At 41.9% G+C, this 16,362-nt stretch carries 11 protein-coding genes; 7 read left to right on the top strand and 4 right to left on the bottom strand.

The features are described from left to right. Positions 1-160: 160 nt before the first annotated feature. The 7 genes from ACSX1H_RS11080 (at position 161) to lepA (ending at position 7,613) form a co-directional block, all read left to right on the top strand. The gene (locus ACSX1H_RS11080) at positions 161-1,408 is read left to right on the top strand and encodes a sigma-54 interaction domain-containing protein (protein WP_439183945.1); all 1,248 of its coding nucleotides are present in this window, start codon (positions 161-163) and stop codon (positions 1,406-1,408) included. Beyond that, a complete protein-coding gene (locus ACSX1H_RS11075) occupies positions 1,405-1,911 on the top strand; it encodes an LptE family protein (protein ID WP_439183944.1) in 507 nt (168 codons plus the stop codon). Before ACSX1H_RS11080 ends, ACSX1H_RS11075 begins: the two co-directional genes overlap by 4 nt. 21 nt (positions 1,912-1,932) lie before the next feature. Continuing rightward, on the top strand, positions 1,933-2,865 hold the full coding sequence (locus ACSX1H_RS11070; protein WP_439183942.1) for a tetratricopeptide repeat protein: 933 nt from the start codon (positions 1,933-1,935) through the stop codon (positions 2,863-2,865). A gap of 15 nt (positions 2,866-2,880) precedes the next feature. Then, complete coding sequence (secG, locus tag ACSX1H_RS11065; RefSeq protein WP_439183940.1) at positions 2,881-3,243, top strand: preprotein translocase subunit SecG; 363 nt, start codon at positions 2,881-2,883, stop codon at positions 3,241-3,243. A gap of 212 nt (positions 3,244-3,455) precedes the next feature. Continuing rightward, the gene (locus tag ACSX1H_RS11060) at positions 3,456-3,734 is read left to right on the top strand and encodes a co-chaperone GroES (protein ID WP_439183939.1); all 279 of its coding nucleotides are present in this window, start codon (positions 3,456-3,458) and stop codon (positions 3,732-3,734) included. 106 nt (positions 3,735-3,840) lie between these two features. Then, positions 3,841-5,481: a chaperonin GroEL gene (gene groL / locus ACSX1H_RS11055; protein WP_439183937.1), complete on the top strand. Its 1,641-nt coding sequence runs from the start codon at positions 3,841-3,843 to the stop codon at positions 5,479-5,481. Positions 5,482-5,825: 344 nt separating this feature from the next. After that, entirely contained in the window at positions 5,826-7,613 is a 1,788-nt protein-coding gene (gene lepA / locus ACSX1H_RS11050) for a translation elongation factor 4 (protein ID WP_439183935.1), read from the top strand. 321 nt (positions 7,614-7,934) lie between these two features. Here the strand turns inward: lepA and aspA are convergent, their stop codons facing one another. The 4 genes from aspA to ACSX1H_RS11030 all read right to left on the bottom strand — a co-directional run bounded on the left by aspA (position 7,935) and on the right by ACSX1H_RS11030 (position 16,296). Next, on the bottom strand, positions 7,935-9,341 hold the full coding sequence (aspA, locus tag ACSX1H_RS11045) for an aspartate ammonia-lyase (RefSeq protein WP_439183934.1): 1,407 nt from the start codon (positions 9,339-9,341) through the stop codon (positions 7,935-7,937). 356 nt (positions 9,342-9,697) lie between these two features. Next, entirely contained in the window at positions 9,698-11,656 is a 1,959-nt protein-coding gene (locus ACSX1H_RS11040) for a SusD/RagB family nutrient-binding outer membrane lipoprotein (RefSeq protein ID WP_439183932.1), read from the bottom strand. A gap of 5 nt (positions 11,657-11,661) precedes the next feature. Next, positions 11,662-15,063, bottom strand: coding sequence for a SusC/RagA family TonB-linked outer membrane protein (locus ACSX1H_RS11035; RefSeq protein WP_439183930.1), 3,402 nt, complete (start codon positions 15,061-15,063; stop codon positions 11,662-11,664). Between the two features lie 24 nt (positions 15,064-15,087). Continuing rightward, complete coding sequence (locus ACSX1H_RS11030) at positions 15,088-16,296, bottom strand: FecR family protein (RefSeq protein WP_439183928.1); 1,209 nt, start codon at positions 16,294-16,296, stop codon at positions 15,088-15,090. Between the last annotated feature and the right edge of the window lie 66 nt (positions 16,297-16,362).

The raw sequence follows: 16,362 nt of genomic DNA, 5'->3' as shown, positions 1-16,362 counted from the left end.
TAAATAAATTTATTTGCCAGAAGATGAGAAAACAATCTTTCGCTTTTAACAAAAATTGTTACATAATGGGGAGCCTAAACGACCGATAATTGTAACTTTGTCAGTCAGTCTGCTAAAATAGCAGGCTTTTAACACGGCTAGAAAGATAACCTTAGATAGAATGGATTTACAACAGATCAAACAACGATTCGGAATTATTGGTAATTCATTTGGCCTAAACAGAGCTATTGATGTAGCAGTTCAGGTGGCTCCTACGGATCTATCTGTGCTGATTACAGGAGAAAGCGGAACAGGTAAAGAGGTATTTCCGCAAATCATTCACCAGTCGAGTGCACGTAAACATGGTTCATACATAGCCGTTAACTGTGGCGCTATTCCCGAAGGCACTATCGACTCTGAACTGTTTGGACACGAAAAAGGAGCCTTTACCGGAGCCCTTTCCGATCGCAAAGGCTATTTTGAAGAAGCCAATGGTGGCACAATCTTTTTAGATGAAATAGGCGAATTGCCCCTAAATACACAGGTCAGACTATTAAGAGTGCTCGAAGCCGGTGAATTTATAAAGGTAGGCTCGTCAAAAGTATTGAAAACCGATGTTCGGGTGGTCGCCGCCACCAATGTGAACATGGAAAAAGCCATTAAAGAGGGAAAATTTAGGGAAGACCTATACTACCGCCTCAACAGTGTACCCATCACTATCCCGCCACTGCGCGAACGAAGTGATGACATATACCTGCTATTTAGAAAATTTGCCAATGATTTTGCCACGCGCTATCGCATGCCGGCCATCCGACTGTCTGAAGATGCCAAGGAGCTGCTGGTGCGGTATCGCTGGCCAGGAAATATCAGACAACTAAAAAATATTACCGAACAGATTTCGGTCATTGAGCAAGAGCGTGAAATAAATGGCGAAGCAATGTCCAAGTACTTGCCATACCACTCTGGCGACAATCTGCCGGCCATTATCGACAGCAGCAGTAAAAAAGAAGCCGACTTCAGTAACGAACGGGAAATCTTGTACAAAGTGCTTTTCGACATGAAAAAGGACATGAATGACCTTAAGAAGCTGGTACTTGACATGATGGAAAATGGCAATGTCAGTTCCCATGGGGAGCATGCACAAATTATTCAAAAGCTTTACCAGAGTGAAGACGGTGACTTTGTTTCGGCCAACAACAGCATGAAACCGATGCCCTACTCAAACACGGTCAGTGATGAGGGCAACGATTCGATACAGGACACTGAAGAATTTGTGGAAGAATCTCTGTCATTAGCGGATAAGGAGATTGAATTAATTAAGAAAGCACTTGATAAGTACAATGGACGCAGGAAACAAGCTGCTGTAGAACTTGGAATTTCTGAACGTACTTTGTACCGTAAAATAAAAGAATATCAAATAGAACGATGAAAACAGTATACAGTATTATAGCAGCAATATGGGTACTTACCATTACTGCCTGCTCAGTTAGCATGACCATGAGCGGTGCTTCAATCCCTGAAAATATTAACAAATTTTCTGTACAGTATTTTGACAACAGAGCGCCGCTAATTAATCCGGTACTGAGCCAAAATTTTACAGAAGGCCTGAAAGACCGTATTTCCAACGAGTCACGACTAGCTCTGGTAAATGGCACGGGCGATGTGGATTTTTCGGGCGAAATTACAGGCTATAGTGTCCGTCCCATGGCTATTCAGGCCGATGCGGTTTCGGCTGAAACACGCTTGTCGATGACAGTGAAGGTTCGCTACAAAAACTACAAGGACCCTAAACTTAATTGGGAAAGTAGTTTTTCAGCCTTTAGAGATTTTCCTTCAGATCAGAATATTAACGCTGTTGAGAACGATCTGACAACTGAGATGATTGAAGAAATCACCGAGAATATTTTTAACAAAGCATTTGCCGACTGGTAAACCACAAGAAGCATCAATTAGATGAAGAAAACTGATTTTTTTGAGTTAGTAACGCACCCCGAACGCCTTAACGAGGAAACACTGCCGGCACTAAGTGAAATAGTGCAAGAGTTCCCTTGGTTTCAGGCTGCACGCATGCTATTACTGAAAAATCTTCATACAATTGAACATGTGCGGTTTAATGGGGAGCTCAAACAGTCGGCTGCCTATATAGCCGATCGTAAAAAATTATTCGAACTCATTCATTACACGGCAAAAGCAAGTCCGGTAATTGAAACCATCGAACCGGCCGAAGAAGAACACGAGTTAGTAGCTGCTAATGAAGCATCTGCTATTGAGCACCAAACAGAAAGCCGTCCTAAAAAAACCATTGGCATCACCACCAGGTTGAGCTCCATCAACAATTATTTTCAAACAGATGACACTTTTGAAACCGAAGATGGAGACCAGATTGATTTTTCCGTTTTTTCCAATAAAAAGACGGAGGAAAAAGAAAGCAATTCGATGGTGATGCCAAGTGCTGACTTTTTAGGCTACGAATCGAACCAACTGGTAGGTTATGAACTAAAGGAAAGCATTAACCCAGAGGAAAAGAAAGATGAAAGCCACTCATTTTCCGACTGGCTAACCATGCTGCGCCACGCTCCTGTTGAACCTCAGGAGCAACCTGTTAAGAAGAAGTCACAGCAGATAATTGATAATTTTCTTAGAATTGAAACCCCTAAAATTGTGCCGCCTGTAAAACAGCAAACAGAAACAGAACCGCCCACTGAGCCAACGGAGGAAGTTGATAATGGAGACGACTTGCTATCTGAAACTTTAGCAAATATTTATATTAGGCAAAAGCACTATGATAAAGCAATTGGGATATATGAAAAACTCCGTTTGAAATATCCCGAAAAAAATGTTTACTTTGCACGTCGCATTGACGACTTAGAAAAATTAACAAATTAAATAATTGAACGAGATATGTATACTTTTGTTTCGATATTAGTAATCTTAGTAAGTATCTTCTTAATCCTTATTGTTTTAGTTCAAAACTCTAAAGGAGGTGGTTTGGCATCTAACTTCTCATCACAAAACCAAGTGATGGGCGTGCGTAAAACAACTGATTTCCTCGAAAAAGCAACCTGGACACTGGCAACTGCTTTATTAGTATTGTCATTTGTAGCTGTAATAGCATTGCCTAAAGGGCAAATGGGCGGTGCTGAGATTGATGAGAAATTAAATACGCTTCCGTCGCAACAGCAAGAAGTTCCTGCATTCCCAACTCCTGCTCAGGGAGACGATACCGAAGCTACGACTGAAACACCTACTGAAGACGCTAACTAAGCAAAGGGATGTTTAAAATATTAAAAAAGTGTCAGTGCTGCTGACACTTTTTTTTATGCCTGTAAATTTGACCTTACAGAAAGTGATCTCGTGTCAGTCCTCTGCAAAAACGTCAGTGAATCTTACAAAAATATGTCATAAATTGCTTTGGCATACTTTGTGAGAAGGAAGCCTTCGTAAAAACTGTTATAACATTAAAAAAACGATTAGATATGTCAGAATTAAAAGGAAGAATCTTAGCCGGTAAAATTTTGGTTAAGCCTCAGGCAGCTGAGACAAAAACAGCAAGCGGAATTATTATCCCTGATTCAGCTAAAGAAAAACCATTACAGGGAACTGCTGTTTTAGTAGGAGCAGCTAAAAAAGACGAAGTAATGGAAGTAAAAGTTGGCGATGTGGTATTGTACGGTAAGTATGGTGGTACTGAGTTAACAATTGATGGTGAGGACTACTTGCTGATCTCTCAGTCTGATGTATTGTACATCCTTTAATAAGCAATAGTTTACTCGGTTTGCTGGCCAAGCTGAACAGCAGGTACCAGCTCACTAATTATTAACAAACTATTTTTTTAATCCTGAATATTTAAAAAGACATAAAATGGCTAAAGAAATTAAATTTAATATTGAAGCCCGCGATTTGCTAAAAGAAGGTGTTGATGCTTTGGCAAATGCCGTTAAAGTAACATTAGGTCCTAAAGGACGAAACGTGGTTATCGATCGTAAATTCGGTGCCCCTTCCATTACTAAAGATGGTGTATCAGTTGCCAAAGAAGTGGAGTTGTCTGACCCTTATGCAAACATGGGTGCTCAGATGGTAAAAGAGGTTGCTTCTAAAACTGGTGATGATGCTGGTGATGGAACAACTACTGCTACTGTACTGGCACAGTCAATCATTAACGTTGGTTTGAAAAACGTAACAGCAGGTGCCAACCCAATGGAGCTGAAAAAAGGTATTGACAAAGCGGTTGCGGCAATCGTTAAAAATATCAAAGATCAGGCACAAGAAGTTGGTGAGCACAGCGAAAAGATTGAGCAAGTAGCTACTATCTCTGCCAATAACGACAGCGAAATTGGTAAGCTGATTGCTGAAGCAATGGAAAGAGTAAGCAAAGAAGGTGTTATCACTGTTGAAGAAGCAAAAGGTACTGAAACAACTGTAGAAGTTGTGGAAGGTATGCAGTTCGACCGCGGTTACATTTCGCCCTACTTTGTAACCAATACTGATAAGATGGAAGCTGACCTTGAGAATCCTTACATCTTGATCCACGACAAGAAGATTTCCACTATGAAAGATCTTCTTCCTGTACTGGAACAAACAGCTCAAAGTGGTCGTCCTCTGATGATTATTGCTGAAGATGTGGATGGTGAAGCTTTAGCTACTCTAGTGGTTAACCGTCTGCGTGGTTCATTAAAAGTGGCTGCTGTTAAAGCACCTGGGTTTGGCGACCGTCGTAAAGAAATGTTGCAGGACTTAGCAGTTTTAACTGGTGGTACTGTTATCTCAGAAGAAACCGGCTTAAAGCTTGAAAATGCAACGATTGAATTGCTTGGTCAGGCTGAAAAAGTAACAATCGATAAAGAAAATACAACTGTTGTAAACGGTGCTGGTGCTAAAGAAGCTATTGAAGCTCGTGCTAACCAAATTAAAGCACAAATTGCCAACACAACTTCTGACTATGACCGTGAGAAACTGCAAGAGCGTTTAGCTAAAATTGCAGGTGGTGTAGCTGTACTTTATGTAGGTGCTGCTTCTGAAGTTGAAATGAAGGAAAAGAAAGACCGTGTTGATGATGCGCTTAGCGCCACTCGCGCAGCTGTTGAGGAAGGTATTGTTCCTGGTGGTGGTGTTACTTACATCCGTTCTGTTGCTGCCTTAGAAAGCATCAAAGGAGAAACAGAGGATGAGCAAACCGGTATTGAAATCATCAAACGTGCCATCGAAGAGCCATTGCGTCAAATTGCATTCAACGCTGGTAAAGAAGGAGCTGTAATCGTTCAGAAAGTGGCTGAAGGTAAAGATGACTTCGGTTACAACGCCCGCTTCGACCGTTACGAAAATCTGTTGGAGAGTGGTGTAATTGACCCTGCTAAAGTAACTCGTATTGCACTTGAGAATGCGGCTTCTATCGCAGGTATGTTCTTAACTACCGAGTGTGTATTGGTTGAAGAGAAAGAAGATGCTCCTGCAATGCCAATGGGTGCTCCAGGAATGGGTGGCGGCATGCCAGGTATGATGTAAGAATCATCACAAACAAATTATATAAAGAGGGGAACTGCTTAGCGGTTCCCTTTTTTATTTTCCTCCTGCTACGGTGGAATGTATTTAAGCATTAACCAGAATTCGATAAAATTTCAAGACGTATACTGCAATAAATATCTGATTATCAGCGTATAGTTTCAGAGTAATGGTGAACTATTGCAATAAAACCTGAAGTAGTAAATCAGTTATTTAAACAAAGCCCGCTTATATTATCTTATTATAATGCGATCTTTGATAACTCTATGGTCAGATTTTAATTAAATAAGTATCTTTGCGATCCTTATCTTTCAATAGATAAGCCTGTTATAAGTAAATAATTGTAGATGAAGAATATACGCAACTTTTGCATCATTGCTCATATTGACCATGGGAAAAGTACCCTGGCCGACCGTTTGCTGGAATTCACCAAAACCGTTTCAGAGAAGGATTTGCAAGCCCAGGTACTTGATAATATGGACTTGGAGCGTGAACGTGGCATCACGATTAAAAGTCATGCCATACAAATGGATTATGAGTTTGAGGGTGAAAAATACGTATTGAACCTGATTGATACCCCCGGACACGTGGATTTCTCCTATGAGGTTTCGCGCTCCATTGCCGCTTGTGAAGGCGCCCTGCTCATTGTTGATGCCACTCAGGGCATCCAGGCACAAACCATATCGAACCTTTATCAGGCCATTGAGCACAATCTAGAGATCATCCCCGTGATGAATAAAATGGATTTGCCCAATGCCATGCCCGAAGAAGTGGAGGACCAGATTATTGACTTAATAGGCTGCGATCGAGAAGATATCATCCGGGCCAGTGGTAAAACAGGTGAAGGGGTGGCTGATATTTTAAGTGCCCTGATACACCGTGTACCGGCGCCTGTTGGTGATCCGGAGGCGCCATTGCAATGCCTGATTTTTGACTCTGTTTTTAACTCGTTCAGAGGCATCATCGCATATTTTAAAGTAGTAAACGGCACAATTAAAAAAGGCGACCTGGTTAAGTTTTTTAATACCCGCAAGGAGTACGACGCCGATGAAGTGGGCGTATTGCGCCTAAACATGGAACCCCGCAAAGAACTGAGAACAGGCGATGTGGGTTACATCATTTCGGGCATTAAAACCAGTAAGGAAGTAAAAGTTGGAGACACCATTACCCATGTTAAAAATGGATGCACCAAAGCTATTGGCGGTTTTGAAGATGTAAAACCGATGGTGTTTGCAGGCGTTTATCCTATTGATGCGGAGGATTACGAAGACTTGCGCGCTGCCATGGAAAAGCTCCAGCTCAATGATGCCTCTCTAACCTACGAGCCAGAATCATCAGCAGCTTTAGGATTTGGATTCCGCTGTGGGTTTTTAGGACTGCTACACATGGAAATTATTCAGGAGCGTCTGGATAGGGAATTCGACATGGCAGTAATTACCACCGTGCCCAACGTACCATACATTGCCCACACAAAAAAGGGCGAGATCATTAATATCCATACCCCATCCGAATTGCCGGAGCCAACAGTTCTTGAGAAAGTTGAAGAACCCTATATCCGGGCATCGGTCATTACCAAAAGTGAGTACATTGGGAGTATTATGACGTTGTGCCTGGGCAAACGGGGAGAATTGATTAAACAGCACTACCTGACTTCAGATCGTGTGGATCTGGCATTTGATATGCCGCTGGCAGAAATTGTATTTGACTTTTACGATAAGCTTAAAAGCATCTCCAAAGGTTATGCCTCATTCGACTATTACCCGATTGAATTCAGAGCCGCTAAACTGGTTCGTTTAGATATCCTGCTCAATGGAGAAAGTGTAGATGCCCTGTCATCACTCATTCATTTCGATAATGCGCAAACATTCGGTCGCCGCATGTGTGAAAAGCTGAAGGAGCTTATTCCGCGTCAGCAATTCGACATTGCCATTCAGGCAGCCATTGGCGCCAAAGTTATTGCCCGTGAAACAGTCAAAGCTGTGCGAAAAGACGTAACAGCCAAGTGTTATGGTGGTGATATTTCCCGTAAGCGGAAGCTGCTTGAAAAGCAGAAAAAAGGAAAGAAACGCATGAAGCAAGTTGGTAATGTAGAGGTACCACAAAAAGCTTTCCTGGCGGTATTGAAATTAGACTAAATGGAATGACTCCTTGTTGGGAGGCGAAAATAACTCAAAGTCCGCTTAACTAAGTTAAGCGGACTTTTTTGTAAAACCCTACTTTTTCCCAGGTTCTGAACTCTGAAAAGTTATTATCGATTGTAAGAAGCTTTAAGGTTACATAGTGCAAATTGCAACAGGTAGCAGAAAGAAGGCGGTCGCACACCGATACAGGCACTCTATGCCTTCAGGCAGAACTTTGCATCAATCTCTATCAATAAACCGTGTCAGTACCTCTACAAACACATAAAAGCGAATGCTCTTTCGAACATTCGCTTCAGAATTAAATTAATCAAAATATTACTGACATGTACGTTTAGCCGGGCCAATCATATTTTCCGGTTTTAATATTTCCTTCAGCTGTTCTTCCGACAGAATGCCCTCTTCCAGCACAATTTCATACACCCCTTTGCCTGTTTTTAAGGCCTCTTTGGCGATGCGTGTGCTATTTTTGTAGCCTATGTGCGGATTTAAAGCGGTAACAATACCAATGCTCTTAAGCACCATGTTTTCACAAACATCGGCATTAGCTGTAATGCCATCGATGCATTTTAGGCGCAGGGTGTCCATCCCTCTCATAAGGAATTGAATCGATTCCAGAATGCTATGGGCCAATACCGGCTCCATTACGTTCAATTGCAACTGACCTGCCTCTGCTGCAAAGGTTACCGTCAAGTCATTACCTATTACCTTATAGCAAATCTGGTTCATCACCTCGGGTATCACCGGGTTAACCTTACCTGGCATAATGGATGAACCCGGCTGCATTGGCGGCAGATTAATTTCATTTAGTCCGGCGCGCGGACCAGACGATAACAAACGCAGGTCGTTACAAACTTTAGATATCTTAACTGCCATGCGCTTTAAGGCAGAAGAATAAATGACATATGAACCTGTATCGGGTGTTGCCTCCACCAAATCAGAAGCCAGCACAATGGGATAGCCTGTAATGTCGCACAGATGCTTGACACACGCGTCTGAATAGCCTTCGACCGAATTAATACCAGTTCCGATGGCTGTAGCCCCCATATTTACTTCCAGGAAAAGATTGGCATTCTGATTCAGGCGCTCAATCTCTTCGGATAAAGTCATGGCATAGGCACAAAACTCCTGACCTAAGGTCATTGGAACAGCATCCTGCAATTGCGTGCGCCCCATTTTAATGATATCGGCAAACTCCGTTCCCTTGCGCTTAAAGGCCTCCACAAGCTGCTGCAGGTGCTCAATCAGAATATAGTTCATCTTGATGAGCGACAATTTGATAGCTGTTGGGTAAGCATCATTAGTCGATTGCGACAAATTAACGATATCGTTAGGGGAACAATACTCGTACTGTCCCTTTTCATAGCCCATTAACTCCAATGCACGGTTGGCAATCACCTCATTGGCGTTCATGTTAGTACTGGTGCCGGCTCCGCCCTGAATCATGTCAATAGGAAACTCCTTATCAAACTTTCCTTCCATCACCTCTTTACAGGCTTGTACAACGGCATTCTTTACTTTATCATTTACCAAACCCAGTTCATGGTTGGCTTTTATTGCGGCCATTTTTACAGCTCCAAGAGCCCAAATAAAATGACGGTAGTGGCTCAGACGAGCAGTAGATATATTAAAATTTTCGACGGCACGTTGTGTTTGCACTCCATAGTATGCATCAACGGGTACTTGCAATTCTCCTAGTAAATCGCTTTCAATACGTGTTGCCATAATAAGTGGTTTTAATTTGTTTTAAACTGCAAATGTTGAAGTTTTTTTATGATAGAAACATGTCTTTCGTCACTTACTTATTAGGGGGTCAGGCCGTATAAAACCAGTTTAAAACCCAACCTGCCCCTTTTTGATTAAACTGGCATGGGGCAATTGCAGCAAAAACAGAACAATGACCTTTTATATGAATAAAGTTACAAACTGTAAGTTCATGGATTTGTGAGGGGCGATGTAATTTAGAATGAGACTAAACAAGACCTGAGAAATGTGTAATAGTTTAACCTGATATGGGAGGTATAGATACAAAAAAAGGAGCCCAGAGGGCTCCTTTTAATAAACTATTGGTTAAGTAATTATTACTTACTAATCCACATTTTGTTTGACACAAAATTATCACCATCATTGCCTAATGCAGCTTGACGCTCCATTGCTGCGTTGATGTGCTCTGTATTGTTCATACGCTCTCTGTCTGGGTAATCCAAACGACGAGGACGAAAGCCACCTGTTACACCACCATTGTGGAATGGTGTTGAGAAGAATGCATCTGGTGTTTGAACCACACCTGGTTGTGCATCCTTAATGTTTTCCCAAGTGTATTCAGGTAAATCAATATTTTTAGAATATGGAATGCCTACTGGAGTTACAGAAACCAGTGAACGGTTCCATAAAGCAAAGGCTTCATAACCATTTAGGAAAAGTGACTTCCAACGCTCCAACTGAATTGTTTCAACAGTTGCTGCACCTAAATTAGCAATGTAATCAGCTGCCATATCCTCGTAAGTCCTAACATCACCAGTCGTTTCCTTATACATTTCCATGTAGGTTGCAGGCGAAGCGCTCTCCTTATAAAGCGCTGGGTACTTGCTCATGTTCAACTCAACAGCTTTTGTCAGGTTAGAAGTAGCATCACCAGGAACATTCCATCCCTTAGCAGCAGCTTCAGCAAGAATAAAATAAGCTTCGTCACCACCAAAAATAACGGTTGGTGCTGTGCGCGAACCTACTGTTTCGGGGTTAATAGCACACATAGTACGGTACTGAGCATACTCGGCATCATAAACATAGGAATATAGAGTGTCTCTTACGACATCACCATTGACGTCAGTAATAACATCTCCGTTTTCATCTTTCTTATCAATGATTACGTGCTTGGTTTTACCCATATCACCTCCGTTAAGGTAATAGTCGCCGTACACATCAACACCTTCTGCTTTCATTAAACCACGAACCGAGAACGATGTTTCAGCCCCACCTCGCAATGGATTGAAAATAACGGGCTTCCAGGCTTCACCAGGACGGGCCGCTTCTTCAAAAGGATTGAAGTATGTTTGTCCGGTCCAAGCTCTATACTCTCCGCCTTGACTGATGATCTGACAAGCCGTGTAGAACAAACGAGGGTCTTTATTCTGCTGCGCCAAACGCAGGTACTCTTCACCAAGGAAAGCATGAGCAAAACCACCCGCTTTACCATTAATCGCTGAACCAGAACCATTCTCGTGGATACCCCACGCGCCACCGATTGTGCTATGCTTCAATAAGGCTGCTGAAGTTTTCACATCAACCTCAGTAATGTAACCAGCTGCATTAGCTGCTGCCTCTTCAACAACATTTTGTGCCCAAGCTGCATCGGCAGTAGATGCACGCATACCAATTCTTAACAATAAAGAGTTCGCTAAACGCGCCCATGCCTGACGTTGCTCCTCAGCTGGCAAGTGACCATACACTAAGTCATATCTATCACCAAATGGATCATTCTTACTGGTCAGCAAAATATCTCTGGAAGCTCTTAGTTTAGCAACCATTCCTTTATAGATATCCTCCTGAGAATCGTAAGCCGGATAGAAATTTAACTCATTGAAACCTAAACCAGCTTCCGAGTATGGAATGTCCCCGTATAAGTCGGTTAATCGCTGAAAAGATAGTTCCAACATGATGTCGGTTTGCGCCAGTTTCACGTCTTTAGAACCGTCTACGTTATTTTCATTTAAGGTACGCTGCATATCACGACCGTCCTTAATCGTGTTGATGAACAACACTGACCATTTTGCCTCTGAAAAGCCATCTGACAAATCAAAACCCTGACCTGTGCGGTATCCACACTGGGTAACTCCTGATAAAGGACCAGTCATAATTAGGTTCCCACGCCATTCTTCATGTCCGGTACCGGCATACATCAACTGTACCTTACCAAACTGAAAACCAGCGTCCAAATCTTCAACCCGGTTCGGGTTGTCATTAATTTTTTCAAACTCATCGGTACAGGCGCTAAACATGGTTAGCACTGCAGCGAATAATAATATACTTAGCTTTTTCATTCTGATTAAAATTTCACGTTAACATTGAAACCAAAGCTTGCTGGTAAAGCCATGTTACCATATTCAATACCCTGACCTCCGTTACTGATTGAGTAAGTTGATTGAGGATCAATATTGTCAGTAGAACGGTAAAGGTATCCTAAGTTTTTACCGAATAAACCTACCGATGCACTCTTGAAGTACTTAGAGTCTGCAAACAACTGATTTGGTAAACGGTATGACAGACTTAGTTCGCGTAGAGACACGAAAGAAGCATCATATACAAATAGCTCATCAATTGATGCTAAGGCACCGTAAACATCCTCTGGACGAGCTGTTGTTGTCTGCCCTTCTAATTCAGCCGGGCTCCATGCTTGTCCTGCAACGTATTCGCTTCTTCCAAGTGTATTTTCGTGCTTACCCATTGCATAAGCCGAAGCTTCTGTAGCTGAGAAAACTTCACCACCAAACTTAGAATCGAACAACACGTTTAGTGTGAACTGCTTATAAGTTAAGGTATTGCTCCAACCTAACATTACCGGATGATAAGCACCACCTAATTTTGTATACTCGTTAGAAGCTTGTGGTAAACCATTAGCACCAATCACTATGTTACCATTCTCATCGCGAACGAAAGTACGGCCCATGATGGCACCATATTCTTCACCAACAGCAGCAATAACGTTCACACCTCCACCTCTCATCAGGTTCAGCTGAGTTACATCTTCAGCTAATTCGGTTACCTCGTTAATGTTGTAAGAGAAGTTAAGTGATGTATTCCACGAGAAGTTCGCATTGCGGTATGGAGTCGCATACAATACAGCTTCCCAACCTTTGTTTTCAATCGAACCAGAGTTAACAATCGCATCGTTGTAACCTGAGGCATTAGATGCATCAACAGGCATAATCTGATCGTCAGCTACTGAGCTATAATAGGTTACATCTAATCCCAAACGGTTATTCAGGAACTTGATATCAGCACCTACCTCGTATGAAGTCATAATAGAAGGCTTTAAGGTGGAGTTAGGGACAGTTGCTCCATCTACACCAGCCACAATATTATTTCCTCCACCCCAAGTTGGATGTGGGTTATCATCTGGCTTATATTGTAGTAACAGTTGATAAGGATCTGTATCAGAACCTACCTGCGCCCATGAACCACGTACTTTTGCGAAGGTAATCCAGCTTGGCATCTCCACCATTTCAGATACAATCACAGAAGTACTTACAGATGGGTAGAAGTACGAGTTGTTATCAGAAGGTAGTGTTGACGACCAGTCGTTACGTGCTGATAAATCAAAATACAACATGCTGCCATAACGGAACTGCGCTGTACTGTATACAGAGTTGATGCGCTTGCGGTTATAGTCAACAGACTGTGAGTTGTCTTTACCAAAACCAGGACGTTGTAGCTCAGGCAATGTAAATCCTACAGAGAAAATACCTAAACCTTCATACTCACGATCCATGCGCGATGCACCAGCATTAACCGTTAAACCAAACTTATCGTTAAAGTTACGATCGTAGTTCAAAAGGAAATCATAGTTAGACTCCACTTCGTCCGCCTTCATCATATTACCGCGACCCTCATTGTAGTAAGGTGTACCAATTGGGTAAACCGACTCATTAGCAAAGAAAGTCATATCGCTACCAGCTCTCACCTGTGCGTTTAAGTGATCAGTAATGTTCAACTTGGCATTCACCAATGACATTACGCGCTTTTTACGATACTGGTGATCAATTTCATTTGTTGTCCAGTAAATGTTGCTGTTACCATCAGTTCCTAAACCAATTGGCAGACCAGTTACAGGATCTTTGTAGTCTTTCAAATCGCTTAATGCGATGTTATTTGGAACACCCAATAACTGTGAAGTTGGGTTAAATGGTGTTGCACCCATCATGGCGTTCTCAGAATCCTCGTCAGTATAAGAAATCTTAGCGTTGATTTCTAAACGATCGTTGAATGCTTTTGTACCACCTGATACATTAAATGTATTACGGTCGTAAGAAGTTCCGGGAACTAAGCCATTGTTAGTTGTATTAGAATAAGACAAACGAAGGTTCGCTTTCTCTGTATTGTGGTTAACAGCCACAGAGTTCGTCCATGTCATACCTGTATCAAAGAACTCGCGCTCGTTGTCGTTAAATTTGTAGTCTTTTTGCTCGCCACGGTAGTTTACATACGACTGAACATCGTCGTACTTAGCACCCCACATAGTAGTTAACTCTTTACCGGCAGTCATGGTTTGTGGCGCTTCGCCGTTTGTACCCTGACCGTATACTTCCTGCCACTGAGAATATACTCGTGCTCTGTCGAAAGTAATGTTCGAGTTAAAATCAACGGTAGTACCTTGTTCACCCTTACCTGACTTAGTAGTTACTAATACTACACCATTGATAGCACGCGAACCATATAAAGCCGTTGCAGCAGGACCTTTTAATACTGAGATATTTTCAATATCATCAGCCGAAATACCTGACAAACCGTTACCTGAGTCAACACCTCCGTTATCCGCGTCATCGGCGTTAGAGAACTGAGTGTTTGAGATAGGCACACCGTCCACCACGTATAAAGGCTCATTAGAACCTGAAAGCACAGCAGCACCACGAATCAGTACAGATGATGAACCACCCGCACCCTGCGATGAAGTATTAATCTGAACACCAGCCATACGACCAGAAAGTGCACCCATTGGGTTAGCATCTTTCATTGTTTCAAACGCTTCTTCACCTACTTCTACTGCAGAATAACCTAGTGCTTTCTTTTCACGTTTAATACCAAGAGCTGTTACTACAACCTCGTCAACGTTCATTACATCTTCTTGCATAGTCACATCATAAGAAGCACCTGGTGCTACTGCGATTTCCTGACTAGCAAAACCAATGAAAGAATACACAATAACACTGTTAGCAGGAACTTCCAGCGTAAATTGTCCGTCTAAGTTAGTAATTGTACCCATGGTTGTTCCTTTTACAGAAACGTTAACACCTGGGATACCCATACCAAACTGGTCAAGCACTGTACCAGATACTTTTACGGTTTCTTCCTGTGCATTAGCTACTACCTGTACATCATCAGCTACAATCACCACCTGATTATCGTACAACTTATAGCTTGCATTTTCCAGTACTTCGTTTAGGATTTCTTCAACACTCTCGTTGCTAGCATCAACCGAAACGGTTTGCATAACATCTACCTGCTCCTCGTTATAAACGAATACCATATCACTCTGTGCCTCAATTGCTTTTAAACACTCCTGAAGTGTTACTTCCTTAAGATTAAGGCTAACCTTTTGCTCTTTCAAACGGCTAGATGCAAATACATCGTTCGAGCCAACAACAAGGATTAAACAGGCTATAAAAGCATGTTTAATCAAATTTGTAGCCCTTACCGGAAAGAAGGATTTTGATTTCCCAGTGAAATTCATAAATTTGACTATTTAATTAAATGATTAAAATTTATTTGAGAGGGTGTGTTTTTGACCGATCGCACCCTTTTTTTGTTTTCTAAATTCAACTCTATTATTAATTATTTCATAAGTCATCCCAGTTAAGTCGCACAATGCCTGATACACCTGTTCGGGATCATCATCCAAAAGCAACTTACCGCTTAGCTGGCTGGGTATATTTAGTAATTCGTTGGTTATTATTAATTCACTATTATAATAGTGCTCAATTTGCTGAATCAGTTTGGACAGGCTATTCTTATTAAGCATCAGGTAACCATCCTTCCACGAAGTATAGAATGCAGTATTAACAGCACTTACACTGATCTTGTCCTGACTGGCTGTGTACTGGCTCATTTGCCCGGGCTCCAAAATAGTTTTTTGCTTATCAAACACTGCCTTCTTCTCCACCTGTAAAGAGCCGTTCACCAATACGGCGGATACTGAAGCGCTATTTTCGTAGGATTGAATATTAAAGGTAGTGCCAAGCACTGTATATATCATCTCGTCAGTAATCACTTTAAAAGGCTGACTGGCGTTATGGCTAACGTCAAAAAAGGCTTCTCCAAATAACATCACCTCCCTTGAACTCTGGCGATCGAAGTGAACGGGAAACAATAACTTACTTCCTGCATTGAGCCATACTTTTGTCCCATCAGCGAGTGATACCTGTGCCGTTTTACCATACGGTACAATTATCTGATTAACTCCCGGCTTTTCATCAGCTTTCTCGACAGGCGCCTCAACTAACTGCTCTTTATCAATACTCACTATGCTTCCTTCCTCCTCTACCTCTACAATAGAATGTGTGTTTTTCAGAGCTAACTGCTCTCCATTAGAAAAACTTAAAGTGGTATATTCAGGAATCTCCTCCGTTTCTACCAGGTAATCGGCATAAATACTTTTTTGTGGTTTGAGCAGATAGAAAGAAACACCCACTACTAAAGAGATAGAAGCTGCCAAAGAAATAAACCCAAGCATTCGCTTACTCCTTCGGTTTGTTTTGAGCTGCTCTCCATAACGATTGGTAAAGCGTTGCCAATCGTCGCCTGCTTTTTGAGGTGTATTGACTTGCTCCTTTATTTTAACGAAACGCAACTTATTAGCCTCTGACTCACTGATCCAGTCGTAAATAGCGGCTACTTCCTGTGCTGAAGCAGTGCCATCCACATATTTTTTAATCAGAGTTGTTATATGTTGTAGTTTTTTACTCATTATGCGTTCTTACACCTCTATTACAAGCACGTATTTAATACCCCACATTATTTTTCTACTTTTTTA

Origin of the sequence: Carboxylicivirga taeanensis (assembly GCF_051851475.1) — a bacterium.
In the GTDB taxonomy this organism is placed as follows: domain Bacteria; phylum Bacteroidota; class Bacteroidia; order Bacteroidales; family Marinilabiliaceae; genus Carboxylicivirga; species Carboxylicivirga taeanensis.
This window is presented reverse-complemented; position numbering and strand designations above follow the sequence as displayed.